Source organism: Paraburkholderia caribensis (assembly GCF_002902945.1).
GTDB lineage: Bacteria > Pseudomonadota > Gammaproteobacteria > Burkholderiales > Burkholderiaceae > Paraburkholderia > Paraburkholderia caribensis.
Genome location: NZ_CP026102.1, coordinates 2,276,973 through 2,301,543 on the forward strand (window position 1 = coordinate 2,276,973; position 24,571 = coordinate 2,301,543).

The following is a 24,571-nucleotide window of genomic DNA, read 5'->3' on the forward strand; positions in this document are numbered from 1 at the left end:
CGTACGGCGCCATGCGCTGGTCTCATGCAAAGCACTGGCTGCTTCATGACGGAATGCGCAGCGAACCCAAACCGCGCATGCCGCGACGCACCATCCAGCACTTGACGATTTTCTTCTTGACAACCGGTGCGCGTCAAAATATACATTTGTAAAACGCAAATTACAAGTGAAACGACGAGGGCACGCCGTATGTTTTGCACGCGTCGATGCACGTCGCCGCAATGACCCTGACCGCCGCGGCATTTGCCGATGGTTCAAGAACAATCAAGGAGACGAACGATGAAAAAGCGCTTTCTGCGGCCTGCTGCCATAGCGTTGTCGCTTGCCACGGCGTCGCTGCTCTGCGCTGCCAACGCGGATGCATGGACATTGAAGGAGGCCGCGCAGCCGTACTCGGGCACCACCATCAAGGCGATCTTTCTCGATCGCCCCGGCTACAAGGCAGCGCAGAAACTCATTCCGCAGTTCGAAAAGGAAACGGGCATCAACGTGAAGTGGGAAGTGATCCCGTACGAGAACACGCGCGAGAAGGAAGTGCTCAATTTCGTCGGCGGCGGGGATCAGGACGTGGTGCTCGTCGACGTCGTGTGGATTGGCGAATTCGCCAGCAACAAGTGGCTCGTTCCCATCAAGACCTTCACCGACAACCCGAAGCTCGCCGATCCGAAGCTGAACCTGCCCGGCTTCTTCCCGATTCTGCTCGACTCGTTCGGCTCGTGGGACAAGGTCACCTACGGCCTGCCGTTCGATAACTACTCGGGCCTGATGTTCTACAACAAGTGCATGCTGAAGGACGCGGGCTTCAACGAGCCGCCGAAGACCTGGGACGAACTGCTCAACGTCTACGCGCCCAAGCTGACGCAGGCCAGCAAGAACCAGTTCGCGTTCGCGCTGCAATCGCGGCGCGGCGAAACGCAGTCCGCCGACAGTTTCATGCGCGTGCTGTGGCCGAACGGCGGCTCGCTGCTCGACGCCAAATTCAAGTCGAACCTGATGTCGGCGCAATCGCAGGCTGGCCTCGAATACCGTCAGAAGCTGATGAAGTACATGCCGCCCGGCATCGTCGATTTCGATCACGCCGAAGCCGTCAACGCGCTCGCGCAAGGCCAGGTCGCGATGATCACCGAGTGGTCGGCGTTCTATCCGACGCTCACCGATCCCGCCAAATCGAAGATCGGCAACTGCCTGGCGATCACCACGGAACCGAAGGGTCCCGCCGGGCTGAAGCCCGCGCTCGGCGGCTTCTCGCTGGCCGTCAACGCGAAGTCGAATGCGAAGAAGCAGGCGGCTGCGTGGCTGTTCATCCAGTGGATCACGTCCGAAGAAATGGCCAAGCCGTATCTGGAAGCGGGCGGCGTGCCCGCGCGCACGGCCGTGTACCAGGACAAGGCCGTGCAGGACAAGTATCCGTTCGTGAAGCCGATGGTCGAATCATGGCAAGGCGGCGTGCCCGACTATCGTCCGCGCTTCCCGGAATGGCCCGCTGTGTCGGAAGTGATCGGCGAATGGGGCACGAAGATCATGCTGGGCCAGGTGTCGGTGAAGGACGGCGCGCAGACCATCGGCTCGAAGACGGAAGAGATACTGAACAAGGCGGGCTACTACAGCGGCAAGAAGCCTTTGCTGAAGTAACGGCAACGCACCGAAGGGAGCATCGATGTTGAACGGCACTGCTCGGCCCGGCAACGGCATGACACCGGCAAGGCCCCGCTCGCGGGTGCGCTTGCCGGGTTCGGCTGCGTTCTGGTTTCTGATCCCGGCGATCTTCACGCTTGCCGCAATCGGTATCTATCCGCTGCTGCTGGCGTTGTACAACTCGTTTCATCAGTACAAGCTCGCGGATCTCGCCTCGGGCACGCCGTTCATCTGGTTCGACAACTACATCGCGACGCTGAGCGACCCGTCGTTCTGGGGCGCGCTGGGACGTACGGCGCTGTTCCTGTGCGTGACCTTGCCGATCGAAGTCGCGCTCGGACTGTTCGCCGCTTTGATGCTCCATCGCACGACACTGCCGTGGATGCGCGCTGTCGCGCGTGTCAGCCTGGTGATTCCGATGGCGACGACATATGCCGTGGTGGGCCTGATCGGGCGGCTCATCTTCAACCGGCAGTTCGGCGTGGCGAACTACCTCGGCGGTCTGGTCGGCATGCCGCCGCAGGACTGGCTCGCCGACCCGACGCTCGCGTTCGTCTCGGTAATGATCATGGACATCTGGCAATGGACGCCGTTCTGCGCGCTGATCCTGCTGGCCGGCCTGACGATGGTGCCGAAAGAAGCCGAAGAAGCCGCGCGCCTCGAAACGCCCAGGTGGAGCAAGATTCTGTGGCATCTGCAACGGCCCTATCTGCTGCCCGGCCTCACTGCAATCCTGATCCTGCGTTCCGCCGACATGCTGAAGATGTTCGACGCCGTCTTCACCATGACGCGCGGCGGGCCCGGCACCGCGACGGAGTTCATCAGCGTGTATATCCAGCGCGTCGGTTTCCGCCTGTTCGATCAGGGCATGGCGTCCGCGCAGGCGATCCTGCTGCTGATCCTGACCATCGTGCTGTCGCGGCTCTATATCCGCTTTGTCTACCGGGAGGCCGCGTGAACGCACCTTCGACACAACGCGCGAGCGGCGACGCCGCGCTGCCCGGCAACCCTCGCCTGACGGCACGCGCACGCCGTGCACGCGCGGCGCGGCGCAATGCCACCGGGTGGCATTTTCTGGGGCTGCTGGTCGTGTTCCTGTCGTCCGTGTTTCCGTTCTACTGGATGGTGACGACGAGCCTGAAGAGCCAGGCGGAGGCGCTCGCCTATCCGCCCGTGTGGCTCTTCAAGCCGACCTTCGTGCATTACGTGGAAGCACTGTTTACGCACGAAGTGGGCGGTAGTCTGATCAACTCGCTGATCATCGCCAGCAGCACGACGGTGCTGTCGATCCTGCTCGGCACCCCCGCTGCGTATGCGCTCGCGCGCTATGAATTCCGCGGCAAGGAAGACCTGTGGTTCTGGTTCATCTCGAACCGCATGGTCAGCCCCGTCGTGCTCGCCGTGCCGTTCTTCCTGATCGCGACGAAGCTCGATATCGTCGATACGCACATCGTGCTGATCCTGCTGTACATCACATTCTCGCTGCCCATCGTGATCTGGATCTGCACCGACCAGTTCCGCAACATCCCCGTCGAGCTCGACGAAGCCGCGCGGCTCGACGGCGCTTCGCCGTGGCGGATCTTCTGGCGCATCAATCTGCCGCTGGCGATGCCGGGTATTGTCGTATCGGCGATCTTCGCTTTCATCTTCTCCTGGAACGACCTGCTCTACGCGCTCGTGCTGACGCGCACCGACGCGATCACGTCGCCCGTCGCGGCCACCAGCTACATGAGCGGCTATGAGCTGCCGTGGGGCGAGATCATGGCGACGGGCACGTTGATCGTGCTGCCCATGGTCGTGTTCGCGCTGCTGGTGTCGGGCCGGCTCGTGCAAGGGCTGACGATGGGCGCAGTGAAGTGACGCTCTGGTATAACCGCGTGTTGCTTTCCACCCGGACACAAAACGATTCATGACCAAGACCGCCCCACTCGTCACGATGCCGGAAGCCGACGTTACCGTCGACGCCGAAGAGGAATTGCAGGCGCGCGTCGCGTGGCATTACTACATCGGCAACATGACGCAACAGGAAATCGCGCATCGCATCGGCAGCAACCGCGTGCGCGTGAACCGGCTGCTCGCGGCGGGCCGCGAATCGGGCCTCGTGCAGATCACGATCAATAGCCGGATCGCGCCGTGCATCGCGCTGGAGCAACAGCTCGTCGAACGCTTCGAACTCGACGACGCAGTGGTCGTGCCGACGGGCATCAGCCCCGAGGCGAACATGGCCGCGCTCGGCATCGGCGCGGCGGGTTGCCTCGTCAAGCGCATCACGGAAGGCGCGACGGTCGGCGTCGGCTGGGGCCGCACGATACGCGCGGTGCTGCGCGCGATGCCCCAGCGCGCGTACGGCGCCGTCAACGCCGTATCGCTGCAAGGCGGCCTGTCGCATTGCCCGAGCATCAACACGTTCGACATCGTCTCGGACTTCGCGAATCTCTGCCAGGCCGACGCCTATCTGTTCGCGGCGCCCATTTATGTCGGCAGCCAGAAGGCGCGCGATCTGATCCTTCAGGAAGAAACCGTGCGCGGCACGTATGAGCTCGCGCGCAATGCCGATCTCGCGCTGCTGACCTGCGGCGACCTGACGGAATCGCTCGTGGTCACGTATGGAATCTCGAAGCCCGACGATCTGCGGACCTTGCGCAAGGCGGGTGCGATTGGCGACATGCTCGGCCATTTCATGGATGCGAACGGCGACCCCATCGATCATCCGCTGAACCGCCGCACGGTCGCGATCTCGCTCGACGACCTCCGCAAGATCGACGACGTGGTGCTGGTATCGGGCGGCACGAAGAAGTTTCATGTGACGCGCGCCGCGTTGCGAGGCCGCTATGCGTCGGTGCTCGTGACGGACGAAGACACGGCGCGCCGACTATGCGACGAACCTTGAATACTTAGGGAGCCGCGATGTCCACGCACGACGACCCTCGGCAGTTCGACGGCAAGACCGTGCTCGTCACGGGCGCGGGCAAAGGCATCGGCCGCGCGACGGTGCAACTGCTGGCGCGGCGGGGCGCGCGCGTGATTGCGCTGAGCCGCTCGGCCGCCGATCTGCGCACGCTCGAAGACGAGACCGGCTGCACGACGCTATGCGCCGATCTCGGCGATGCAGGCGCGGCACGCGGCGCAGCGGAAGCGGCGCAGCCCGTCGATCTGCTCGTCAACTGCGCAGGCATCGTCGAACTGCAACCGTTTCTCGACACGAGCGTCGAGGCCTTCGACACCATCATGGCCGTCAACGTGCGCGCCGCCATGATCGTCGCGCAGCAATGCGCACGCAGCATGATCGGGCGCGGCGTGAGCGGCTCGATCGTGAATGTGTCGAGCCTGTCGGCCACCGTCGGCTTGCCGCTGCACGCGGCCTATTGCGCATCGAAAGCCGCGCTCGACGGCCTGACGCGCGTGATGGCCGTCGAACTGGGTCCGCACGGCATCCGCGTGAACACGGTGAACCCGGTCGTCACGCTGACGCCGATGGCCGAGAAGGCATGGAGCGACCCGGCAAAGTCCGCGCCGATGCTCGCCCGCATTCCGCTGAAGCGCTTCGTGCAGCCGCTCGAAGTCGCGCGCACGATCGCTTATCTGCTCAGCGACGAGTCGGCCATGGTGAGCGGCGTGAGCCTCGCCGTGGACGGCGGCTTCCAGGCCGGCTGAACACACGCGGCGCGCGCCCAATGCGGGCTCCGCCAATCAATCTCTCTCTTGCGAAAGGAACGACGATGGAAGCATTGGTACTCGAAGGCGCACAACGCATCAGCCTGCGTCCGTTCAGCCTGCCGCAGACAGTCGGACCGCGCGACGTGCGCATCCGCATCCATACGGTCGGGATCTGCGGCAGCGACATCCACTACTATCAGCACGGACGCATCGGTCCCTTCGTCGTCAACGAGCCGATGGTGCTCGGGCACGAGGCGGCAGGCACCATCGTGCAGGTCGGCGACGACGTGCAGCATCTGAAACCCGGCGACCGCGTCTGCATGGAACCCGGCGTGCCTGACATGGATTCGCGCGCATCGCGCGAGGGCCTCTACAACCTCGACCCGAAAGTGCGCTTCTGGGCGACGCCGCCCGTGCACGGCTGCCTCGCGCCGTTCGTCGTCCATCCCGCCGCGTTCACGTACAAGCTGCCCGACAACGTGAGCTTTGCCGAAGGGGCCATCGTCGAGCCGCTGTCGATCGGACTTCAGGCCGCGAAGAAAGCGGCCATCAAGCCGGGCGACGTCGCCGTCGTGCTGGGCGCCGGCACGATCGGCATGATGTGCGTGCTCGCGGCGCTGGCGGGCGGATGCAGCCGCGTGATCGTCTGCGATATGGTGCCGGAGAAGCTCGCGTTGATCGGCAGCACGCCGGGTGTGACGGCCGTCAACATCCGCGACGCATCCGTCAAGGAAGTGGTGCGGCGCGCGACGGACGACTGGGGCGCAAATATCGTGTTCGAAGCGAGCGGCAGCGAGAAAGCATTCGACGGCATCGTCGATCTGCTGTGCCCCGGCGGCTGCCTCGTGCTGGTCGGCATGCCGCAGCATCCCGTCCCGCTCGATATCGTCGCGTTGCAGATCAAGGAAGCGCGCGTCGAGTCCGTGTTCCGATACGCGAACATCTTTCCGCGCGCGATTCAACTGATCGCGTCGGGACGCATCGACGTCAAGCCGTTCATTTCGCGCTCGTTCGCTTTCGCAGACGGCATCAAGGCCTTCGAAGAAGCGGCGAGCGGCAATCCGACCGACGTGAAGGTGCAGATCGTGATGGAGTGACCGCGCAAGCGGTGCGGGTTGCCCGTTTGCCAAACAAACCAGCGTGAGGTGCAGCATGAACGCGACCCAGGATGCAGCGTCAGCCATGACGGCGGTCGTTTGCCGCGCGCCGAAGGACTATCGCGTCGAGCAAGTGGCGCGCCCGCGCGCCGGGCGCAACGAACTGGTGATACGCATCGCCGCGTGCGGCATCTGCGCGAGCGACTGCAAATGCTGGTCGGGCGCAAAGATGTTCTGGGGCGGCCCGAACCCGTGGGTCAAGGCGCCTGTCATTCCGGGCCACGAGTTCTTCGGCTATGTCGAGGAACTCGGCGAGGGCGCGGCAGAGCATTTCAATGTGCAGCTGGGCGAGCGCGTGATTGCCGAACAGATCGTGCCGTGCGACAAGTGCCGCTATTGCCGATCAGGCCAGTACTGGATGTGCGAGGTGCACAACATCTTCGGCTTCCAGCGGGAAGTCGCCGACGGCGGCATGGCCCAGTACATGCGCTTTCCGCCCACGGCCATCGTCCACAAGATTCCCCTTGGCGTATCGCTGGAAGATGCGGCGATCATCGAACCGCTCGCCTGCGCGATTCACACCGTCAATCGCGGCGACATCCAGCTCGACGACGTGGCCGTGATCGCGGGCGCGGGACCGCTGGGCCTGATGATGGTGCAGGTCGCGCATCTGAAAACGCCGAAAAAGCTGGTGGTGATCGATCTGGTCGACGAGCGTCTCGCGCTCGCGCGCGAATACGGCGCAGACGTGACGATCAATCCGGCATCCGACGATGCACTCGGTGTCGTCCGGTCATTGACTGATCAGTATGGTTGCGATGTGTATATCGAAACGACGGGCTCGCCGTCGGGTGTCACGCAGGGATTGGATCTGATCCGCAAGCTCGGGCGCTTCGTCGAATTCTCCGTGTTCGGCAGCGACACGACGACAGACTGGTCGATCATCGGCGACCGTAAGGAACTCGACGTGCGCGGCGCGCATCTCGGCCCGTATTGCTATCCGATCGCCATCGATCTGCTGGCGCGCGGGCTCGTCACGTCGAAAGGGATCGTCACGCACGGGTTTTCGCTGGAGCAATGGGACGAGGCGATCAAAGTCGCGAATTCGCTCGATTCGATCAAGGTGCTGCTCAAGCCGAAAACGTGACATGCGAGGTGAGCGCAAGGTGCCGGGCCATTGCCGGAACTCGCGCCCACCATAGAGCACGCGTGCGCGGATAACGCAGGCTACGTCGACGCGGCCGCGAAGTCGGGATCGTCGAACAGCTTGCGCAGCAGTGCCTGAAAAATCGCCGTGGACTGGTTCAGACCGTTCGACGCGGCGATCGCCCCGAGAAATGCCGAGTCCCAGTGCGCGTCGGCGTGCAGCACCTTGTCGTAACGTACCGACGGCCCCTGGCGGACGACGAAGTGGCCGGTGACCTGCGCCTGGCCGTCGGCAATACGCACTTCGGAGAGTGTCGCCTCGATGCGCGCCGCCGCGTTCGCGTCATAGTTGCCTGACGTAGCGAGTTCCGTGCGAAGCGCCTGTCCCAGATAGGACGTCCACGAACCATCGCCCGGTGCGGAGATACGCATCGAGCGGATCGTCGTCTGCACATCCGCTGGATCGCTACCCGCCGCCGCTACCTGGAAACGGGCGCCGCGCGGCAGGCTGCTCAGCTTCATCTGTTGCTTCGCGGGCTTTTTCGGGGACAATCAACCATCGCAATACAGTAGCGTGCGGCTCGCGTGGCATGCCCCTGCAGGCCCGTCTATCTGCTTACACGTTCGATTCGTCCAAGGGGAAAGCACATGAGGAGTTCAGAGATCCGCGCGTCGCTGGCGGCGTTGACGCTCTTGCTCGCTGGCTGTGCCGCAGGCGGCATGCCGGGAGGCGCAACGCATCTGAGCGCCGCCCAGTGCCGCGACCTGACCGAGCTTCGGAACCATGCGCCCCTCACCCGCCAGCGCAACCTCAGCGAACTGGCAGCACTCAGGCAAGCGGGTTACGACCCGTCCCGGTGGTTCGATCCGTACTACCCGGAAGATCTGCAGGCTGCGCAAAGCCAGGTCGATCGCTGGTATCACGATGAATGCCAACAGGCCCAGGTGAAATGAACCGCACAAGGCCGCTTCGGTTTCATGCCTCGCCGGGATTGGCGGCGAAGCAGGTCCTGGCCATCGCCCGGTCAGGGTGAGTGCGCAATTGATCCGTGGCGACAAGGGACGTGCGAGACACTCGCCTGAAGTCTGTGAGCGTCTCTGGCCGCCCCCGAGCCGGACCTTCGATGTGCTGGTATGCCCTGGCTATCTGCGCCGAGGCTTTCCCTCTCGTGAACCCGCGATGACCGCCGCCAGGCGCTCAGCAGCGGCCCTCATCTGCTCGCTGCTGAACCCTCCGAAGCCAAGAACAAGGCCCGGCCGTCCCGTCTGCGGCGCGAACATGGGCGACACGGCACGTACCGCGACGCCCTCTCCGGCGGCGCGCCCGACAAGCTCCCGGTCGTCCAGCCCGTCTGCGAGCCAGAGCACGAGGTGCATCCCCTGATCGCCGGGCTCGATCCACGCGAGGTCAGCGGGGAGCAAAGCTTCGAGGGTATCGATGAGTTGACGCCGATGTTCGGCGTAGACATTGCGAACCTTGCGTATGTGCCGTTCCAGATGTCCTTCCGCCATGAAGGCGGCGAGCACGTGCTGATCGGCAGTCGGCGGGTGGCGGTCCATGAGCACGCGGGCACCGCAGAACGCATCGACGAGATTGCGCGGGACGATCAGATAGCCCAACCGCAGGGACGGAAACAGAATCTTGCTGAACGTACCGAGATAGATCACGCGGTCCGGCGCCAAGCCCTGCAGGGCCGGAAACGGATAGCCCTCGTAACGGAGCTCGCTGTCATAGTCGTCCTCGACTACCCACGCATCGCTGCCGCGTGCCCACGCGAGCAAGGCCGTGCGCCGTGCCATGCTCAAAGGCATTCCCAAAGGGTACTGATGGGACGGCGTAACGAATGCCGCGCGTGCATGCGGGGCCATGTTGATGCCAGCCTCGACATCGAGACCCTCGGCGTCAACGGGCACACGGATCACGCCCTCGCGATAGCCGATGTTTTCCAGTATGGCGGTGACGCCACGGTAAGCGGGATTCTCGACCCACGCCTGATCGCCCGGACCAAGCAGGACCTGACTCGCGAGAAACAGTCCTTGCTGGGTACCGCTGGTCACGATGACCTGGTCCGGCTCGCACCGCACGGAGCGGGACCTTCGCACATAGGCTGCGATCGCTTCTCGGAGGGGCAACGCGCCCAAAGGATCGGCGTATCCCGTGGGCGCACCCGGGCCCCTTGCGCGTACCCGGTTACCCAGGCGGCGCCAGATATCGCCGGGCGCGGTCAACCCGACTGGGACAGATATCGCGAAGGGGATCGGCTCGAGCGGACGAAACTCTCGTGCGATCTGGGCGAACGCCAGGGCGCGCGCGGGTAGCCCGGACTTCGTTGCCGGCTCCGGGGTCGCCTCGGGTGCGCTGACCGACTGCGACTCCGCCAGGGCCTGGGCGACATGCGTTCCCGCTCCCGCTTTCGATTCCAGAAACCCTTCGGCAAGCAATTGCTCGTAGGCCTCGATCACTGTCCCTCTCGCCACGCGAAGTGAGGCAGCGAGCGAACGCGATGACGGCAGTCCGTCTCCGGCTCTGATGTCGCCCTTGCGCACGGCCTCCCGCAGCGCCTCCGCAATTTGACGGCTCAGATTGCCAGCCGTGCGATCGAGCGCGCCAAGCGACGGCATGTCCGCGTCACGCGCAGTTCTCGCCATAATTCTGGTTCACTGGAAATTTAATAAACTGGTCCTTCAGAATAAACCACTTTTACCGCAAACTGGAAGGATCGCTGTGATACCAACCCATCGTCCTTAGCAGCCAGAGACCGCGTATGTACGTACCTGCCCACTTTGCCGAAACCCGGAAGGAAGTTTTGCACTCCCGCATCGTTCAACATCCGTTTGGCACGTTGATCACGCACGGTAGCAGCGGACTCGACGCCAATCACATTCCGTTCGAACTTGCTGCAGAGGACGGCGAACTCGGCGTGCTGCGTGCGCATGTGGCGCGGGCCAACCCGGTATGGCAGGAGGTCGCGAACGGCGACGAGGTCCTCGTCGTGTTCCATGCGGGCGACGCCTATATTTCTCCGAACTGGTATCCGAGCAAGCACGAACTGCACAAACAGGTGCCGACCTGGAACTACATGGTTGTGCATGCGCACGGCCGCATGACGATTCTCGATGATGAGCGTTACGTGCGAGGCGTAGTGGGCCGCCTCACTCGCACACATGAGGCATCGGAACCGAAACCCTGGAAGATGGGCGACGCACCGAAGGACTACGTGGATGCGATGGTAAAGGCGATCGTCGGTATTCAGGTTGAGATCACGCGTCTTGTCGGCAAGAGCAAGCTCAGTCAGAACAAGGAAGCGCGAGATATCCAGGGTGCTGCCGAAGCACTCAAGTCGAGTGGCGAATCCCAGCTTGCCGATGCCATGCTCGCCGGGGTCCCGACGAAGCAACCATAAAGAGCGGTCGGCATCGCTCAACGTTCTTCAGATAATGCAATGTACTCTTCCACGTTCATTTTTCGGGCCGGTCAATACGACGAGGCATTTCATGAACTCGATCAGCGGATTGCCGCAGTGGCTCGGTCCATTCCGGGATATGTGAGTGAGGAGACGTGGGAAAACGCCAGTGAAGGATTGACCCAGAACGTCTATTACTGGGAATCGGAAGAGGCATTGCTACAACTGATCCGGCATCCCGTGCACGTCGAGGCGAAAGCGAAGCAAAGCCGCTGGCTGGATGGCTATCGGGTCATCATCGCGCGTGTGATTCGGGAATATGGTGATGGCCGGCTCGTGAAGCAGGTCCACGGCCGTCAGTAAGTGACGAGGCTGAAAATAAAACCGTCTTCGACAACGCACAGAACGTACGAGCACCCTGAATCAGTGCAATGCCACTGGCCCACTGGACCAGTGGCATTTGAACCTGCCTGACAGTATCGGCACGAAGCGCCATGCGACCAGGCCGAAGCAAACCGCACATTTGAGGTACGCAATCTTCAAATGCTCGCAAGCAGCAGTCGAGCCGCATCAGGCATCCCGGTCAATCGTCATCCTCTCCCAACCCCGGTAGCGGCCGGGTGCCCTCCATACGAACGGACTGCAACGATTTCGGGTCCAGCCCGAGTGCGCGCAAGATCGTAGGTGCAACCTGTGTGGTGCTGACGCGCCGATCGACATGCCTTTCATGATGATGTCCATCGGGATACGCGACGATCAGGCCCAGATGGCTGTCGTCCGGCGCGTTCCCGCCATGCTCCTCGTCTTTCGCTTTGCTCGATGTGTAAATAACACCGGGGTTGGGCTGCACGATGATATCGGGCGTGCGTCCATATGCCGGGTCGCCAAATAGCGCCGCGAGCCGCGGTCCCGAAAGGATGTAAGCCTGCGGCCCGTCAGCGCAGATTCCTGGCGCGTTGCAACCCAGGTTGGCCTTCAGCGTCGACACGACATCCTGAACCTGGCTCTGGTCCCGCAGCCAGATGAGACCGACATCGTCGGTTTGCGCGAAGCCCGTGCCGACGAGACCCGTCCCGTCATTCAGGTTGCCCGTCGTCGTGCTGTTTTGCCCAAAGCGGCCGTTCGGATCGAGATAGTTATGCGCTTCGAGCAGGCCCACCAGCGTGTCGCCGTTCTTGACCAGCCTGGTGTGGTCGCTGGGCGACTGGCCGTGTTTGGCCGTTACGATCACCATCGTCGACTTCGCGAGATCTCTCGACTTCAGTGCATCGACCATCTTTCCAAGCGCATTGTCGACATAGGCAATCGCGTCCGTCACCTGCTTGCCCGGCGTAAAGCTCGCATCTAGATAGCCGCCGCCGGACGCGACGGGCGCCTTCTGCGCAACGCTCAATGTCTGAAAGTTCGTACCGAACAAGGTCGGTACAACGGCGTTTTGCTTGCCCGTTGAGTCCTTTCCGTCGATCTCATTGATGATGGACTGAACATGCAGGTTATCGAACTGTTCGGTATGCGCGTATGCGTCGGTGTAGTTCGTGCCCGTCGCCGGATCGATCGAGTTGATCTCGGTACGTGACAGATCGTCGACGCCCTTGCCTGACGGACCATTTAACCAGTCATAGCCCCACGCATGCTTGTCGGCCCAGGCCGTGCGGGCACCGTCGACGTGCTGCTTGACGGCCTCGAAGATCGTGTTCGTCTTCAGATAGTTATGTGGATAAACAGGCACGCACACGCCATTTGTCTTTGCGTGTGGAATCGCTTGCGGATTGAAGGCGCCTCCTCCGTCGAGATGCGTAAGCGCCCCGCCGTTCTCTGCGTCTATGCCCGTGGTTTCGTCGAATACGACATTCCAACCTTGCTTGCCCTGGCAAGTCGGGTCTGACGGCGCATAAAGCGTGCGATCGTACGAAACGTCATAGAACAGTCCCGCCGATTTCGGCGAGCCGCCCGTCACGAGCGCCGCAAGGCCAGGAAACGAGTCGGAGAGTCCAGGCGTATAAGCATTGGAGTACGTTACGCCGGACTTCGCCAGCAAAGCCAGATTCGGACACGTATTAGCGGCAATGCAGCGCGCCACATCCTGCTCGTGGAGACCATCCACACTGATCAGCAAAACCCGTCGCACGTCGGCGTCGCGCCGGTCGTGATCGTGACCATGTTCCTTGTCATCGCCAGCATGAACGATCATCGGAAGCGCAATCGTTGCCGCCAGGATGCCTGCTCCCATTTGCCTGATAAGACGACTCATCTCCACCTCACTGAATGTTTGAATTCGAAGTGACTGCAGCGAGGTAATGTGCCCATTTAATACGTCATCGGAATGACTTTTCCCTTTCGTTTAACCGAATTCATGAGAATGAAAATCACGACCCACAAATAGAGTCCTGGCGCCGAATGGTGTCGCGTCCTCTCTCGATTTCTTAAGAATTGCATAAGGAAAGGATTGATTTATTCGAACGTTTCTTCACGGGCAAATAGCTCTTTTGAAAGAGGAACGAACGCATACCGTCATCACCTAAGCATTCGATAAGCAATGCGACGCCATAGTGCAGCCTGAGGCTCCGATCTGTACTTCGATCAACGAGCCGGACATCATGAATGAGGATAAGTCATGGCGCATCGGCCCGTCGCACCGATACAAAACAAGGTTCCGGAAGTCACGATCACCTTCTGGACAATCAAGATCTTTTCCACCACGGTCGGCGAAACGGGTGCGGATTACCTCGCTGTCCATGTCGGCCTCGGCGCCACGCTGACCATAGCCATCACGCTTTCCATGCTCGCTGCCTCGCTCGTTACACAGTTGAGCAACCGAACCTATATTCCGTGGATCTACTGGTTGACCGTCGTGCTGGTAAGCGTGGTCGGCACGCAATTGACGGACGTGCTCACCGATGTACTTGGCGTAAGTCTTTACGCGAGCACCGTCGCATTCGCGGTACTGCTCTGCTTTATTTTCGCGTTCTGGTACTACAGAGAAAGGACCCTCTCCATTCACACGATCGTCACCCGCAATCGCGAACTCTTTTACTAGACTGCTATCCTCGTCACGTTTGCACTCGGCACGGCAGCTGGTGACCTTGCGACGGAAGCGTTAGGGCTCGGCTTCAGTCTCGGCGCCCTCATATTCGGCGTCATGCTTGTCATGATGGGAGTTGCGGCCTATCTCGGCGCCAATCGAGTACTGATCTTCTGGCTTGCTTACATTTTGACCCGGCCTTTTGGTGCGTCACTCGGCGATCTTCTCTCTCAGGCAACTGAGTACGGCGGAATTGGATTGGGTACGGTCTTCACCAGCATCGCGTTTCTCTCCATCATTGTCGTCCTGGTATTCCTGCATACGGCTGCGAGAGTCCGGCACAGCAGGATCAGCAGTACCTAGGCGCACGCCCCGCTTTTACCCGTTCACCGTCGTCTTTCAGCCGGAGGTTTAGCAATGAAGCGTGTTATCGTCAATTCCGCATTCCTGCTTGTCACTGCCACGGCCGTCGCGGCCAGTCACGCATCGGCCGCCGTGCGTATGCCGCCATGGATTGCGGCACTGTCACCCATCTCGTCAGCAAATGCTGCTACAGAGGCATCGAAACTCGGCGATCTTTCGAAGTTCCGCGTGATCGTTGTCGACACCTCGAAGCTGGTCGACGCCAACGACCTCGCGGGCGCGAAAAAGCGGATCAAGGATCTGGAAACGTCGTGGGACGAGGCCGAAGCGGGACTGAAGCCACGCGCCGCCGCCGACTGGCACAAACTCGACAAGTCGATCGACGACGCGCTCGCGGCCCTTCGCGAAAGTTCACCCAGCCAGGCCAGGTGCAAAAAGACCCTGACGGATTTGCTCGCGATGATGGACCGGATGAGCGGCAAGGTTTAAAAGGTCAACGTCGGGGTTCCGCCTCTTAAGCTCGATCCGATCACCTCTACTGCACGGTAATGACTTCCTTCATGTTCGGATGTATGCCGCAAAACACGTTGTAGACACCAGGCTTGTCGAACCTGAACTGATAAGTCTCGTTCTGATCCAGCGCGGCGGAGCGAAACAGGCCGGAGTCGCTAACCACGGTATGCGGTTCGCCGTCCAGATTTTTCCAGGTCACCGTCGAACCCGCTTTAATCGTGGTGGACATCGGTGAAAACATGAAATTCTTGATAACGACAGCATTGGCCTCCTGCGCCTGCGCGGCAGTCGTCCCTGAAGTGAATGCCGCCACGATCATCCCGACTCCAACAGAGACAACCAGCGTACGACGAAAGATGGCAGATAGCATGATCCCGTTCCTTGCTTGATAAGTAGATAAGTAGAGGGTGATTGCAATCAGACGAGCGTCGCGTCGGACAGCGTCGCCTTGAGCGGATGACGCGAGATCTTGATGCTGGTCACGCCAAGCATGCTGGCAAGCTGATCGCTCGCCACCTTGAGCGGCATGGGCCCAGGGCCGTTTCCGGCCGTCGGTTGCGGATACGCGGTCGAGCGCGCGGTATGGAAAGTAATATTCCCCTCTACCTTGGACACGATCTGATGGATATGTCCATTCAGCACGGTGACCGAGCCGAACCGCTTCAGGTAGTCCATCGCGCGGCCAGCGTCGCCCGTGCCCCATCCCCATGGTTCGTAAATTGTCCACATCGGCATGTGTGCAAACACAACGATCGGCGTACTCGACGAGCGCCCTTTCAGATCGCTTTCCAACCATTCAAGCTGGTCGTCGCCAAGGCTCCCTAAACCATTCGGTTTGAAGTGCATCACATTGACGAGCCCGATGAAATGCACGCCGTTGTGATCGAAGCTGTAGTACCCCTTGTTGTCCGAGGCTTTGCCGAAGCGCTGGAAGTACTCGGTTCCCGGTCCGTCTGTCACATCGTGCTCACCAGGCACGGTGTGCAGTTCAGTGATATTCAGCCCCGACAGCAATTGGGCCGCGAGATCGAATTCCGCGGCCTTCGAGAGGTGCGTGATATCGCCCGTGTGTATCGTCAGTGCTGGCTTGACGGGCATCGCGTTGACGAAGTCGATCGTCTCCTTGAGCGTACCGGCGACATCCGGATTGGCTTCCTTGTTGAAGCCGATATGTGTGTCGCTGATCTGAAGGAACAAGGGCAGGCCTGAAGATGCCGGCTTGTCGGCCGTACCGGCGGCGAGCGCTAACTCGACAGGGGTGAGAATGCCGCCTGCAAGGACGAACAGGGTGCCGGCGCCGCCATAGGCGAGGCATTTCAACGCGCTGCGGCGCGACGGATTGGAAGGCGTATCGGATGACATGATGTGCTCTCGATTGGGGGTTCAGAAGGTATAGACCGCCGAATCACCCAGTGGACCTCCGCCGGCTGGGTTCAAGCACTAGACTGAGATGACGTCCGTTCTATTCCCGAAACATGAACTGCTGTTGCTGCGTCGACTCATGCGCTGACCTTTTAGTGCGGAATATCCGGCGCATGTGGACGGTCTGGCAAGCAGGACACACGAATTGGGGAATCGAAATGGACATCATCGACCTGGCCCGTGAATCGGGACTGACAGTCATCCTCGATGGCAGAATCGGCCGGGAGGAATACCACAGCGTATGCGGCTCGATTTCGGCGTTATCGCGACTCGCCGAATCGGTATGTCAACGCACGGCGACCCCGGATGACTGCGCGTCGGGCCAGGCCCGCACATCCGTGAATTGAGGCTTCGAGTGCAATCCGTTCTGCGCCGTCTTCAGCTCGGGTCGGGCATCGTGTTGCTGACCTATCTCCTCCTCCATCTGATCAATCACGCGCTCGCCGTCTGGTCACTGGAGCTTGCCGGGCGCGCGCTGCAGTTGGCGTTGTGGCTCTGGCGTAGCGTCCCGGGCACATTGGCGCTGTACGGTGCGGCAGCGCTGCACTTTTGGCTCGCGCTGCATACGATCTACACGCGCCGCCACTGGACGCTACCCGGGGCCGATTGGGTCCGCCTCTGGGCGGGCCTCAGCCTGCCGCTGCTGCTGATCCGCCACGCGGTGACGACCCGGCTGGCCTCCACGCTCTATGGCTTCGAGCCGAACTACGAGCGTGTCGTCATCACGCTGCTCACGAGCGGCACGCAGGGACTGCAGCTTGCGCTGCTCGCGCCCGGCTGGGTACATGGATGCCTCGGATTGTGGTTCCGCTTGCGCCATCATCCGTTGGCGCAACGCATGAAGCCCGCATTGCTTACGTTCGCCATCCTCTTGCCGCTGCTGTCCGCGGCGGGTTTTATCCAGATGATGCGAACCGTCGAGACAAAGCGCTTCACATTGCCCGCACCCGATCCAAAGCTGGTTGCCCATCAACTCGCCCTGGATGCGTGGCGCCACGATCTCGTCGCCGTCTATCTCCTGATGACGATCAGCGCATTCGTTGCCGGCCAGATGCGTAACAGGCTCGAACGGCGAAGCCAGCAAAACAACGGCTGAATACGTCGCCGCAACCCACGATGTCTGACAACTCGTGCACGGTTAGAAAATGCCTAGAAACAAACCCTAACCCGCAACAGCAGCACCGCGCCTAACCCAACACCCGCCCTACATCCCTTTCAGCAAGGCTACCAATATCCCAAATCGGCACGCACGCCTTGCCGGTTTCGGCGTTGGCCCGATTTTTCGTCGATCTACAGTCGCCTCACACAACGTGAATCTCTAACGGAGGCGACATGAGAATAAGGCGACGAACCGCGTCCATCGCGGCGACGCTGTCATTTGCTGCGGCATGCATCGGCAGCGCGCACGCAATCGAAAAGCCCGAAGAACTGACCGTGCAGAAGCTGCCGCCCTGGCATCCGCATGAGGTATTCGTCGTCGATATTTCGATGCCGTCGATGACGGACGCACGCATCTATCTGTACGACGCCGATGCGAAGAAGCTGCTCGGCCAGATCGACGCAGGCTTCGCGCCGGGCTTCGCGATCTCGCCGGACCACAAGACGAGCTTCGTCGCGACCACGTATTTCGCGCGCGGCTCGCACGGCGAGCGCACCGACGTCGTCGAGATGACCGACAACGCGACGCTCGATCACACAGGCGAAATCGTGATTCCGCCCAAGCACGGCCAGCACGTGCCGTCGCCGTACAACACGACGTTCAGCGCGGACGGCAAGCGACTTTACGTGACGAACATCACGCCCGCCGCATCGGTGACGGTGATCGACGTCGCGTCGAAGAAGGTGCTGTCGGAAGTCGATATGGCGGCCTGCGTGCTCGCGTTTCCGTCGGGCAACGACCGCTTCACGGGCCTGTGCGAAAGCGGCAAGGCGCTCACCATCACGCTCGACGCGAACGGCAAGGAAGCGAAGCGCACGATGTCAGACGCGTTCATCGACGTCGACAAGGACCCCGCGTATATCAACGCATCGCCGTACCAGGGCGGCTATCTGTTCACGACTTTCCACGGCATGGTGCGCACCGCCGACTTCCGCGGCGACAAGCCCGTGTTCGGCAAGCCGTGGTCGCTGCTGACGGACGCCGAGCGCGCCGAAGGCTGGCGTCCGGGCGGCATGCAGCAGACGGCCGTGCAGGCGAAGCTGCATCGCTATTACGTCGCGATGCACAAGGGCGGCGAAGGCACGCACAAGGACCCCGGCACGGAAGTCTGGGTGTACGACCTGCAAACGAAAAAGCGCATCGCGCGCTGGGACCTGTCGCAGCAGAAGATCGACCCGATCGCCTCGATCCAGGTCAGCGACGACGACAAGCCACTGTTCTACGGCATTACGGGCACGTCGGATCTCGTCGTGATGGATGCGCGCACGGGCAAGCTGCAGCACGTCGAAAAGCAGGTCGGCAATACGTCGTCGCTGCTCGTCAATCCGTGAGGCCGACATGATGCTCGATCCTGTACTCGCAACGGGCGCGCAGGCCAGCACGGCGATTGTCGTGCTGCTGGGCGCCGTCGCCAAATGGCGGCGTCCTGCCGCGTTCCGTCAGGCGCTCGGCGACTACCGCTTGTTGCCCGACGCGTTGACGGCACCCGCCGCCATCGCGATCGCGGCAGCGGAAACGGTGGGCGCCGCCGCGCTGCTGTTCCCCGATACGCGCGTCATCGGCGCGATCGTGCTGGTCGCGCTGCTGCTCGCCTTCGCGGCGGGGCTCGCGTTCAACATCCTGCGCGGCCACACCGATATCGACTGCGGCTGCTCGGGCTTTGCCGCGACGCAATCGGCAACGCAAGCGAATGCGCCGCGCGGCATCGGCTGGTTTCATGTCGCGCGTGCCGTGCTGCTCGCTGCGCTCGCCGCGACCGCGTTCATCGAACCCGCGACGCGTTCGATCGTGTGGTTCGACTACCTGACGCTGTTCTTCGCCGTGCTGCTGATCGTCTGCGCACTGCTCATTTTCGACGTGCTGCTGGCCAACGTGCCGCGCCTTTCTCACTTGAGGAATTCATGATGCAAACCGCTCTCACTGTTTCCACCGCGCTCCTGTGGATCGCCGTTCTCGCGCTCGGCGCGATCTGTCTCGCGCTGGTTCGCCAGGTCGGCATCCTGTACGAACGCATCATGCCCGCAGGCGCATTGATGATCGACAAGGGCCCCGCTGTCGGCGCGATTGCGCCGACCTTCGAACTCTCCGACATTCGCGGCCAGAACGTGAAGGTTGGCGGCATCGACGCGCAAGGCAAGGCCACGCTGCTGTTCTTCCTGTCGCCGACGTGCCCCGTCTGCAAGAAGCTGTTGCCGCTGCTGCCTTCGCTGCAATCGAGCGAAACCACGCCCGTCAACATCGTGCTCGCCAGCGACGGCGACCTCGCCGAGCATCAGCGCTTCGCACAGAAGCAGAACCTCGACCGCTTCCCGTATGTGCTCTCGCAGGAACTGGGCATGGCGTATCAGATCGGCAAGCTGCCGTATGCCGTGTTGCTCGACGACGGCGGCAAGGTGCGCGCCAAGGGTCTCGTCAATACGCGCGAGCATCTGGAAAGCCTGTTCGAAGCGAAGGAACGCGGCGTCGCGTCGCTGCAGGAGTTCGTGCACGGCGATCATCGCCACGAACAGCACGCTTGACGCATCGAACCCACTGACAACCTGAGCGGAGAACAATCACATGGGCGTTTTTGATTCATGGTTCGAGAAGTCGGCGCGCGGCGTCGCGCAGCGCAGTTCGCGGCGCAGCGCGATGGCGAAGCTAGGCCGCGTGCTGGTCGGCTCGGCGATGCTGCCGCTGCTGCCCGTCGATCGCACGGCCTATGCAGCCGATGCTGCGTCGGCTGCATCGGCTGCATCGGGCGCATCGGGCGCCAGCGACGATCCGATGAGCTGCGATTACTGGAAGTACTGCGCCATCGACGGCTGGCTCTGCAGCTGCTGCGGCGGCACGTCGAGCAGCTGCCCGCCGGGCACGACGCCTTCGCCGATCACGTGGATCGGCACTTGCCGCAATCCGCACGACGGCACCGACTACATCGTCTCGTACAACGACTGCTGCGGCAAAACCTCGTGCGGCAAGTGCTTCTGCAACCGCAACGAACGCGAGAAGCCGCTTTACAAGCTGTCGCTCGACAACGACATCAACTGGTGCATGGCGAACGGCAATTCGAACTATCACTGTTCGGTTTCGGTCCTGCTTGGAGCAGCAAAGCAATGAAAGTGACGCATTTTTCAAGGCCCGCTGGGAAAATCGCGGCCGCCTGTGTTGCGGCGGCTGCGTCGTTGACGATGCCGGGTATCGCGTTCGCGCAGACCGTGCACTACCCCGCCGGCAAGAGCATGTTCGACGCGCAGTGCGCGGTGTGCCACCAGGCTGGCGGCAAAGGCCAGGACGGACTCGCGCCGCCGCTCACCGAGTACCCGGGCAAGTATTCGACAACGGCGCCGGGCCGCGCGCAATTGACATCGACACTCGTGCACGGCATGTTCGGCGAGATCAAGGTTCACGACAAGAGCTACAACTTCAAGATGCCGAGCTTCGCAAGCGCAAGCGACGAAGACCTGGCGCAGGTGTTGAACTATGTCGTGTTCGATCTGAACGCGCAGCACGGCGACGCGAAGCCGTTCACGGCCGCCGACATCAAGGCGGCACGCGCCCAGACGATGGACAGCGCCGCCGTCCATACGCAGCGCGCCGTCGTCACGAAGGGACTCGGCCTATGAACGCCGCTCGCGTGTCTCGTGCCGGCGACCGCGTGCCCACGCAGCAGCCCGTGCGCGGCGCGCGCGCGGTTTCATCGGCGGCGTTGTGGGTCGGCGCGGCGCGGCGCATGTCGATGCTGCTCATCGCGTGCGCCGCGACGCTCGCGCCGCCCTCGCCCGCCAATGCGCAAGGCAGCGCCGACGCATCGCTCGCGCAGCAGCACTGGGTGCTCAACTGCATGGGCTGTCACACGGCGACGGGCGGCGGCATTCCCGGCAAGGTGCCGCCGCTCGCGCACTCGCTTGGCTACTTCGAGCATCTGCCCGCCGGGCGCGAGTATGTGATGCGCGTGCCGGGCGCATCGAACTCGGCGCTCTCCGATCAGGAACTCGCCGACGTGCTGAACTGGTTGCTCACGACGATGAACCACGAAGCGCTGCCGAAAGACTTCAAGCCCTACACGGCTGCCGAAGTCTCCGCACGCCGCCGCCCCGCTCTCTCCGATGTCGCGACCGTGCGCGCCGGACTGATTCGCGATCTGCACGAGCGCGGCATCAAGGGCGTCGCGGACCGCTACTGAACATCCCCTATCAAAGGAATCGAACATGGAGACGACTCACACCTTCCCGCTGCTCGCCGCAACGCAGGCGTTCATCGCGAAGCCGAAGAAGATGCTGATCGGCGCGGAGTGGACGGATGCATCGTCGGGCCGCACGCTCGACGTCGTGAATCCCGCCGACGGCGCCGTCCTCACGCGCGTGCCTGAAGCGAACGAGCACGACGTCCAGCAAGCCGTCGCCGCCGCACGCCGCGCGTTCGACGCCGGCCCGTGGCGCACGATGAAAACCACCGACCGCGAACGTCTGCTGCTGAAGCTCGCCGATCTCGTCGAAGCGAATGCGCGCGAGCTCGCGGAAATCGAATCGCTCGACAACGGCAAACCGGTGATGGTCGCACAAGGTCTCGACGTGTCGATGGCGGCGCAGTGCTTCCGCTATATGGCCGGCTGGGCGACGAAGATCGAAGGCAGCGTGATCGATGCGGGCATGCCGTACATGCCGGACAGCGAAGTGTTTGCCTACACACGCAAGGAACCCGTCGGCGTGGTCGGCGCGATCATCCCGTGGAATTTCCCGCTGCTGATGGCCGCGTGGAAGCTCGCACCCGCGCTCGCGACGGGCTGCACCGTCGTGCTGAAGCCCGCCGAAGATACGCCCCTCACCGCCTTGCGGCTTGGCGAACTGATCCGCGAAGCGGGCTTTCCGGACGGCGTCGTCAACATCGTCACGGGTTATGGGCATACGGCGGGCGCGGCGCTGTCGCGCGATCCGCGCATCGACAAGATTGCCTTCACAGGCTCGACGCAGACGGGCAAGCTGATTGGCCACGCGGCGCTCGACAACATGACGCGCATGTCGCTCGAACTGGGCGGCAAGTCGCCTGTGATCGTGCTGCCCGATGTCGATATCGACAAGGCCGCGCAAGGCGTCGCGAACGCGATCTTCTTCAACTCGGGCCAGGTGTGCACGGCTGGCTCGCGCGTCTATATCCACAGCAAGGTGTTCGACAAGGTGATCGACGGCGTCGCGCAGATCGCGAAGAGCCTGAAGGTCGGCGCGGGCATGGACCCGTCGACGCTGATCGGCCCGCTGGTGTCCGCGAAGCAGCGCGAGCGCGTGTGCGGCTATATCGACTCGGGCTTCGCGGAAGGCGCGCGCGCCGCTGCGGGCGGCAAGATCATCGACAAGCCGGGCTTCTTCGTCGAGCCGACCGTGATGGTCGACACGAACCAGACGATGCGCGTGGTGCGCGAAGAGATCTTCGGGCCGGTGCTGGTCGCGATGCCGTTCGACGAGATCGACAGCGCCGTGCAACTGGCCAACGACACGCCGTATGGTCTTGGCGCGAGTATCTGGTCGAACGACATGTCGGCCGTTTATAAGCTGATTCCGCGCATCGCGGCGGGCACGGTGTGGGTCAATTGCCACTCGCTGCTCGACAACGCGCTGCCGTTCGGCGGCATGAAGCAATCGGGCTTTGGCCGTGAGCTGGGACGCGCTGTCATCGAGCAGTACACGGAAAGCAAGTCCGTGATGATCAATTACGCGTAAGGGTTCGGGCGCTGCCTTGCCGAAGCGCTTTTAGCATTGCGCTTTGAGGTTTAGACGGGCAAGGCAGCCGGATCGCACGCTCACGAAGCAGACGGATAAGACAAAGGGGAAGAGACATGAAATACAGGACGACGCCGCGCACCATCGCGGCGGCGGTGGCCGCGCTCGCGGGCGCCATGGCTGCGATGACTGCGCCCGGCATGGCGCATGCGGAGAGCAGCGTCACGTTGTATGGCGATGTCGACGCGGGCATCACGTACACGAATAACCAGCAGGTGACGCATGCGGATGGCAGTGTCGGCGGCGGACACAATTTTCAGTTCACGGGCGGAAATTCTGCGCCTTCGCGATTTGGGTTGACCGGGAGTGAAGATATTGGCGGCGGCACGTCGGTGACCTTCAAGCTCGAGAACAGTTTCTACACGGGAAGCGGTAGTTTCGTGCAGGGCGGCACGCTCTTCAATCAGAATGCGTGGGTCGGGTTGACCAACGAGCAGTACGGCACGCTGACGTTCGGCCGTCAGTTCGATTCGTACACGAATGCACTGGCGCCATATGCTTCGAGTATTACGTGGGCCACGTTGTATGGGTCGCATATCGGCGACGTCGATAATCTGAATGCCGCGCTAAATCTGAACAATGCGGTGCAGTATGTCAGTCCTACGATTGCGGGTTTTTCTGTGAGCGGCACGTATTCGCTGGGCGGCGTGGCGGGTGATTTTTCGCAGAAGCGTGGCTGGGCTGTTTCTGCCAGTTATAACAATGCGCCCTTCTCGTTCGGGGTCGGCTATCTCGATCTGAATAATCCGCTCGATGCTGCGCTAGGCGGCGAGCAGGGTTATATCGGGGATTTTGCGTGCTCGAATCCGACTGCAATGTACTGTGAGTTGCAGAATGCGCATTCGTTGAAAGCGTTTGGTGTGGGTGGGTCTTATACCTTCGGGCCAGCGACTTTTGGACTGGTTTATACGCATACGCGGCTGGATGATAGCCAGTACTTTGCGAGCGCCACACTGCCGCAAGGCGCGGATGTGCGGTTCGATATCGTCGAGGTGAATGCGACGTATGCGTTGTCGCCCGCTTTTACGCTTGGGGCTGCGTATATCTATAACTCGATGAAAACCGATGTCAGCGGGTCGCCGAAATTTCATCAGGTCAATCTTGGGGCGACGTATAGTTTGTCCAAGCGGACGACGTTGTATGCGGTTGGGATTTTTCAGAAAGCCGCTGGCAGTGGGATTGGGATGGATCCTGTCACCGGACAGAGCGTGAATTATGCGCAGATTCCTAATCTGCCGAATTCCACGACGGATAAGCAGGTGTCTGTGACTCTCGGGCTGAAGCATAACTTCTGAGTTTTTTTTGTCTGCGACGCTGGGTTGGGGTTTGCGCTGGCAGATGCGGTTTGCTCTGCGCTGGCGTTCGCGGTTTGCCTTTGCTCTCGCTGGCATCCGCGT

The 24,571-nt window shown here is 61.9% G+C and carries 26 protein-coding genes and 1 pseudogene; 22 read left to right on the plus strand and 5 right to left on the minus strand.

Going from position 1 to position 24,571, the window contains the following annotated elements; translation table 11 throughout:
* Positions 1-279: 279 nt before the first annotated feature.
* The 7 genes from C2L66_RS26805 (at position 280) to C2L66_RS26835 (ending at position 7,536) form a co-directional block, all read left to right on the plus strand.
* Complete coding sequence (locus tag C2L66_RS26805; RefSeq protein ID WP_054933674.1) at positions 280-1,632, plus strand: ABC transporter substrate-binding protein; 1,353 nt, start codon at positions 280-282, stop codon at positions 1,630-1,632.
* A gap of 25 nt (positions 1,633-1,657) precedes the next feature.
* A complete protein-coding gene (locus tag C2L66_RS26810) occupies positions 1,658-2,593 on the plus strand; it encodes a carbohydrate ABC transporter permease (RefSeq protein ID WP_231950053.1) in 936 nt (311 codons plus the stop codon).
* Positions 2,590-3,495 carry a carbohydrate ABC transporter permease gene (locus tag C2L66_RS26815; RefSeq protein ID WP_035997298.1) on the plus strand — a complete coding sequence of 302 codons (906 nt, stop codon included), beginning with the start codon at positions 2,590-2,592 and terminating at the stop codon, positions 3,493-3,495. The genes C2L66_RS26810 and C2L66_RS26815 overlap by 4 nt, the downstream gene beginning before the upstream one ends.
* Positions 3,496-3,544: 49 nt before the next feature.
* Positions 3,545-4,525 (plus strand): sugar-binding transcriptional regulator, encoded by a 981-nt coding sequence (locus tag C2L66_RS26820; protein WP_060605386.1) that lies wholly within the window; start codon positions 3,545-3,547, stop codon positions 4,523-4,525.
* 17 nt (positions 4,526-4,542) lie between these two features.
* Positions 4,543-5,289: an SDR family oxidoreductase gene (locus C2L66_RS26825; RefSeq protein WP_054933671.1), complete on the plus strand. Its 747-nt coding sequence runs from the start codon at positions 4,543-4,545 to the stop codon at positions 5,287-5,289.
* Positions 5,290-5,354: 65 nt separating this feature from the next.
* Positions 5,355-6,389: an NAD(P)-dependent alcohol dehydrogenase gene (locus tag C2L66_RS26830; RefSeq protein WP_060605383.1), complete on the plus strand. Its 1,035-nt coding sequence runs from the start codon at positions 5,355-5,357 to the stop codon at positions 6,387-6,389.
* 55 nt (positions 6,390-6,444) lie between these two features.
* Positions 6,445-7,536: an alcohol dehydrogenase catalytic domain-containing protein gene (locus tag C2L66_RS26835; RefSeq protein ID WP_060605380.1), complete on the plus strand. Its 1,092-nt coding sequence runs from the start codon at positions 6,445-6,447 to the stop codon at positions 7,534-7,536.
* A gap of 80 nt (positions 7,537-7,616) precedes the next feature.
* On the opposite strand, the gene C2L66_RS26840 is transcribed toward C2L66_RS26835, so the two are convergent.
* Positions 7,617-8,057 carry a hypothetical protein gene (locus C2L66_RS26840; RefSeq protein WP_060605376.1) on the minus strand — a complete coding sequence of 147 codons (441 nt, stop codon included), beginning with the start codon at positions 8,055-8,057 and terminating at the stop codon, positions 7,617-7,619.
* A 126-nt stretch (positions 8,058-8,183) separates the two neighbouring features.
* On the opposite strand from C2L66_RS26840, the gene C2L66_RS26845 reads away from it, so the two are divergent.
* Entirely contained in the window at positions 8,184-8,489 is a 306-nt protein-coding gene (locus C2L66_RS26845; protein WP_060605373.1) for a DUF4148 domain-containing protein, read from the plus strand.
* A gap of 189 nt (positions 8,490-8,678) precedes the next feature.
* On the opposite strand, the gene pdxR is transcribed toward C2L66_RS26845, so the two are convergent.
* Positions 8,679-10,184 (minus strand): MocR-like pyridoxine biosynthesis transcription factor PdxR, encoded by a 1,506-nt coding sequence (pdxR, locus tag C2L66_RS26850; protein WP_060605370.1) that lies wholly within the window; start codon positions 10,182-10,184, stop codon positions 8,679-8,681.
* 116 nt (positions 10,185-10,300) lie between these two features.
* Between pdxR and C2L66_RS26855 the strand changes: the two genes are divergently transcribed.
* The gene (locus tag C2L66_RS26855; RefSeq protein ID WP_060605366.1) at positions 10,301-10,939 is read left to right on the plus strand and encodes an FMN-binding negative transcriptional regulator; all 639 of its coding nucleotides are present in this window, start codon (positions 10,301-10,303) and stop codon (positions 10,937-10,939) included.
* Between the two features lie 39 nt (positions 10,940-10,978).
* A complete protein-coding gene (locus tag C2L66_RS26860; RefSeq protein ID WP_060605363.1) occupies positions 10,979-11,302 on the plus strand; it encodes an antibiotic biosynthesis monooxygenase family protein in 324 nt (107 codons plus the stop codon).
* A gap of 220 nt (positions 11,303-11,522) precedes the next feature.
* Here the strand turns inward: C2L66_RS26860 and C2L66_RS26865 are convergent, their stop codons facing one another.
* A complete protein-coding gene (locus tag C2L66_RS26865) occupies positions 11,523-13,130 on the minus strand; it encodes an alkaline phosphatase family protein (RefSeq protein WP_233445042.1) in 1,608 nt (535 codons plus the stop codon).
* A gap of 447 nt (positions 13,131-13,577) precedes the next feature.
* Here C2L66_RS26865 and C2L66_RS26870 point away from each other — a divergent pair.
* Both C2L66_RS26870 and C2L66_RS26875 read left to right on the plus strand, forming a co-directional pair.
* Positions 13,578-14,324 (plus strand): annotated as a pseudogene (locus tag C2L66_RS26870) (COG4705 family protein).
* Positions 14,325-14,378: 54 nt separating this feature from the next.
* Positions 14,379-14,813: a hypothetical protein gene (locus tag C2L66_RS26875; RefSeq protein ID WP_060605360.1), complete on the plus strand. Its 435-nt coding sequence runs from the start codon at positions 14,379-14,381 to the stop codon at positions 14,811-14,813.
* A gap of 46 nt (positions 14,814-14,859) precedes the next feature.
* On the opposite strand, the gene C2L66_RS26880 is transcribed toward C2L66_RS26875, so the two are convergent.
* Positions 14,860-15,156: a cupredoxin domain-containing protein gene (locus C2L66_RS26880; protein ID WP_409372643.1), complete on the minus strand. Its 297-nt coding sequence runs from the start codon at positions 15,154-15,156 to the stop codon at positions 14,860-14,862.
* A gap of 98 nt (positions 15,157-15,254) precedes the next feature.
* Complete coding sequence (locus C2L66_RS26885) at positions 15,255-16,199, minus strand: metallophosphoesterase family protein (protein ID WP_060605353.1); 945 nt, start codon at positions 16,197-16,199, stop codon at positions 15,255-15,257.
* A gap of 218 nt (positions 16,200-16,417) precedes the next feature.
* Between C2L66_RS26885 and C2L66_RS26890 the strand changes: the two genes are divergently transcribed.
* The 10 genes from C2L66_RS26890 to C2L66_RS26935 all read left to right on the plus strand — a co-directional run bounded on the left by C2L66_RS26890 (position 16,418) and on the right by C2L66_RS26935 (position 24,469).
* Positions 16,418-16,606: a hypothetical protein gene (locus C2L66_RS26890; protein ID WP_060605351.1), complete on the plus strand. Its 189-nt coding sequence runs from the start codon at positions 16,418-16,420 to the stop codon at positions 16,604-16,606.
* Positions 16,607-16,614: 8 nt separating this feature from the next.
* Entirely contained in the window at positions 16,615-17,355 is a 741-nt protein-coding gene (locus C2L66_RS26895; protein ID WP_233444984.1) for a hypothetical protein, read from the plus strand.
* A 236-nt stretch (positions 17,356-17,591) separates the two neighbouring features.
* Positions 17,592-18,749, plus strand: coding sequence for an amine dehydrogenase large subunit (locus C2L66_RS26900; protein ID WP_060605346.1), 1,158 nt, complete (start codon positions 17,592-17,594; stop codon positions 18,747-18,749).
* Between the two features lie 7 nt (positions 18,750-18,756).
* On the plus strand, positions 18,757-19,323 hold the full coding sequence (locus C2L66_RS26905) for a MauE/DoxX family redox-associated membrane protein (protein ID WP_060605343.1): 567 nt from the start codon (positions 18,757-18,759) through the stop codon (positions 19,321-19,323).
* On the plus strand, positions 19,320-19,937 hold the full coding sequence (gene mauD, locus C2L66_RS26910) for a methylamine dehydrogenase accessory protein MauD (protein WP_060605340.1): 618 nt from the start codon (positions 19,320-19,322) through the stop codon (positions 19,935-19,937). The genes C2L66_RS26905 and mauD overlap by 4 nt, the downstream gene beginning before the upstream one ends.
* Before the next feature lie 40 nt (positions 19,938-19,977).
* Positions 19,978-20,517, plus strand: a complete 540-nt coding sequence (locus C2L66_RS26915) for a methylamine dehydrogenase light chain (protein WP_060605338.1) — start codon at positions 19,978-19,980, stop codon at positions 20,515-20,517.
* Positions 20,514-21,023: a c-type cytochrome gene (locus C2L66_RS26920; RefSeq protein WP_060605336.1), complete on the plus strand. Its 510-nt coding sequence runs from the start codon at positions 20,514-20,516 to the stop codon at positions 21,021-21,023. Before C2L66_RS26915 ends, C2L66_RS26920 begins: the two co-directional genes overlap by 4 nt.
* Complete coding sequence (locus tag C2L66_RS26925) at positions 21,020-21,583, plus strand: c-type cytochrome (protein WP_060605333.1); 564 nt, start codon at positions 21,020-21,022, stop codon at positions 21,581-21,583. Before C2L66_RS26920 ends, C2L66_RS26925 begins: the two co-directional genes overlap by 4 nt.
* A gap of 25 nt (positions 21,584-21,608) precedes the next feature.
* Positions 21,609-23,114, plus strand: coding sequence for an aldehyde dehydrogenase family protein (locus C2L66_RS26930; RefSeq protein WP_060605330.1), 1,506 nt, complete (start codon positions 21,609-21,611; stop codon positions 23,112-23,114).
* A gap of 116 nt (positions 23,115-23,230) precedes the next feature.
* Positions 23,231-24,469, plus strand: a complete 1,239-nt coding sequence (locus C2L66_RS26935; RefSeq protein WP_054933653.1) for a porin — start codon at positions 23,231-23,233, stop codon at positions 24,467-24,469.
* The last annotated feature ends 102 nt before the right edge of the window (positions 24,470-24,571 follow it).

What these genes read in the sequence shown, in the direction of transcription:
- C2L66_RS26810 (WP_231950053.1), top strand. Translation starts at nt 1,658, where the DNA reads ATGTTGAACGGCACTGCTCGGCCCGGCAACGGCATGACACCGGCAAGG.
- C2L66_RS26840 (WP_060605376.1), bottom strand. Translation starts at nt 8,057, where the DNA reads ATGAAGCTGAGCAGCCTGCCGCGCGGCGCCCGTTTCCAGGTAGCGGCG.
- C2L66_RS26935 (WP_054933653.1), top strand. Translation starts at nt 23,231, where the DNA reads ATGAAATACAGGACGACGCCGCGCACCATCGCGGCGGCGGTGGCCGCG.
- C2L66_RS26835 (WP_060605380.1), top strand. Translation starts at nt 6,445, where the DNA reads ATGAACGCGACCCAGGATGCAGCGTCAGCCATGACGGCGGTCGTTTGC.
- C2L66_RS26820 (WP_060605386.1), top strand. Translation starts at nt 3,545, where the DNA reads ATGACCAAGACCGCCCCACTCGTCACGATGCCGGAAGCCGACGTTACC.
- C2L66_RS26915 (WP_060605338.1), top strand. Translation starts at nt 19,978, where the DNA reads ATGGGCGTTTTTGATTCATGGTTCGAGAAGTCGGCGCGCGGCGTCGCG.
- C2L66_RS26925 (WP_060605333.1), top strand. Translation starts at nt 21,020, where the DNA reads ATGAACGCCGCTCGCGTGTCTCGTGCCGGCGACCGCGTGCCCACGCAG.
- C2L66_RS26890 (WP_060605351.1), top strand. Translation starts at nt 16,418, where the DNA reads ATGGACATCATCGACCTGGCCCGTGAATCGGGACTGACAGTCATCCTC.
- C2L66_RS26825 (WP_054933671.1), top strand. Translation starts at nt 4,543, where the DNA reads ATGTCCACGCACGACGACCCTCGGCAGTTCGACGGCAAGACCGTGCTC.
- C2L66_RS26930 (WP_060605330.1), top strand. Translation starts at nt 21,609, where the DNA reads ATGGAGACGACTCACACCTTCCCGCTGCTCGCCGCAACGCAGGCGTTC.
- C2L66_RS26885 (WP_060605353.1), bottom strand. Translation starts at nt 16,199, where the DNA reads ATGTCATCCGATACGCCTTCCAATCCGTCGCGCCGCAGCGCGTTGAAA.
- C2L66_RS26860 (WP_060605363.1), top strand. Translation starts at nt 10,979, where the DNA reads ATGTACTCTTCCACGTTCATTTTTCGGGCCGGTCAATACGACGAGGCA.
- C2L66_RS26865 (WP_233445042.1), bottom strand. Translation starts at nt 13,130, where the DNA reads ATGATCGTTCATGCTGGCGATGACAAGGAACATGGTCACGATCACGAC.
- C2L66_RS26920 (WP_060605336.1), top strand. Translation starts at nt 20,514, where the DNA reads ATGAAAGTGACGCATTTTTCAAGGCCCGCTGGGAAAATCGCGGCCGCC.
- C2L66_RS26900 (WP_060605346.1), top strand. Translation starts at nt 17,592, where the DNA reads ATGAGAATAAGGCGACGAACCGCGTCCATCGCGGCGACGCTGTCATTT.
- C2L66_RS26830 (WP_060605383.1), top strand. Translation starts at nt 5,355, where the DNA reads ATGGAAGCATTGGTACTCGAAGGCGCACAACGCATCAGCCTGCGTCCG.
- pdxR (WP_060605370.1), bottom strand. Translation starts at nt 10,184, where the DNA reads ATGGCGAGAACTGCGCGTGACGCGGACATGCCGTCGCTTGGCGCGCTC.
- C2L66_RS26880 (WP_409372643.1), bottom strand. Translation starts at nt 15,156, where the DNA reads ATGATCGTGGCGGCATTCACTTCAGGGACGACTGCCGCGCAGGCGCAG.
- C2L66_RS26805 (WP_054933674.1), top strand. Translation starts at nt 280, where the DNA reads ATGAAAAAGCGCTTTCTGCGGCCTGCTGCCATAGCGTTGTCGCTTGCC.
- mauD (WP_060605340.1), top strand. Translation starts at nt 19,320, where the DNA reads ATGATGCAAACCGCTCTCACTGTTTCCACCGCGCTCCTGTGGATCGCC.
- C2L66_RS26845 (WP_060605373.1), top strand. Translation starts at nt 8,184, where the DNA reads ATGAGGAGTTCAGAGATCCGCGCGTCGCTGGCGGCGTTGACGCTCTTG.
- C2L66_RS26875 (WP_060605360.1), top strand. Translation starts at nt 14,379, where the DNA reads ATGAAGCGTGTTATCGTCAATTCCGCATTCCTGCTTGTCACTGCCACG.
- C2L66_RS26905 (WP_060605343.1), top strand. Translation starts at nt 18,757, where the DNA reads ATGATGCTCGATCCTGTACTCGCAACGGGCGCGCAGGCCAGCACGGCG.
- C2L66_RS26855 (WP_060605366.1), top strand. Translation starts at nt 10,301, where the DNA reads ATGTACGTACCTGCCCACTTTGCCGAAACCCGGAAGGAAGTTTTGCAC.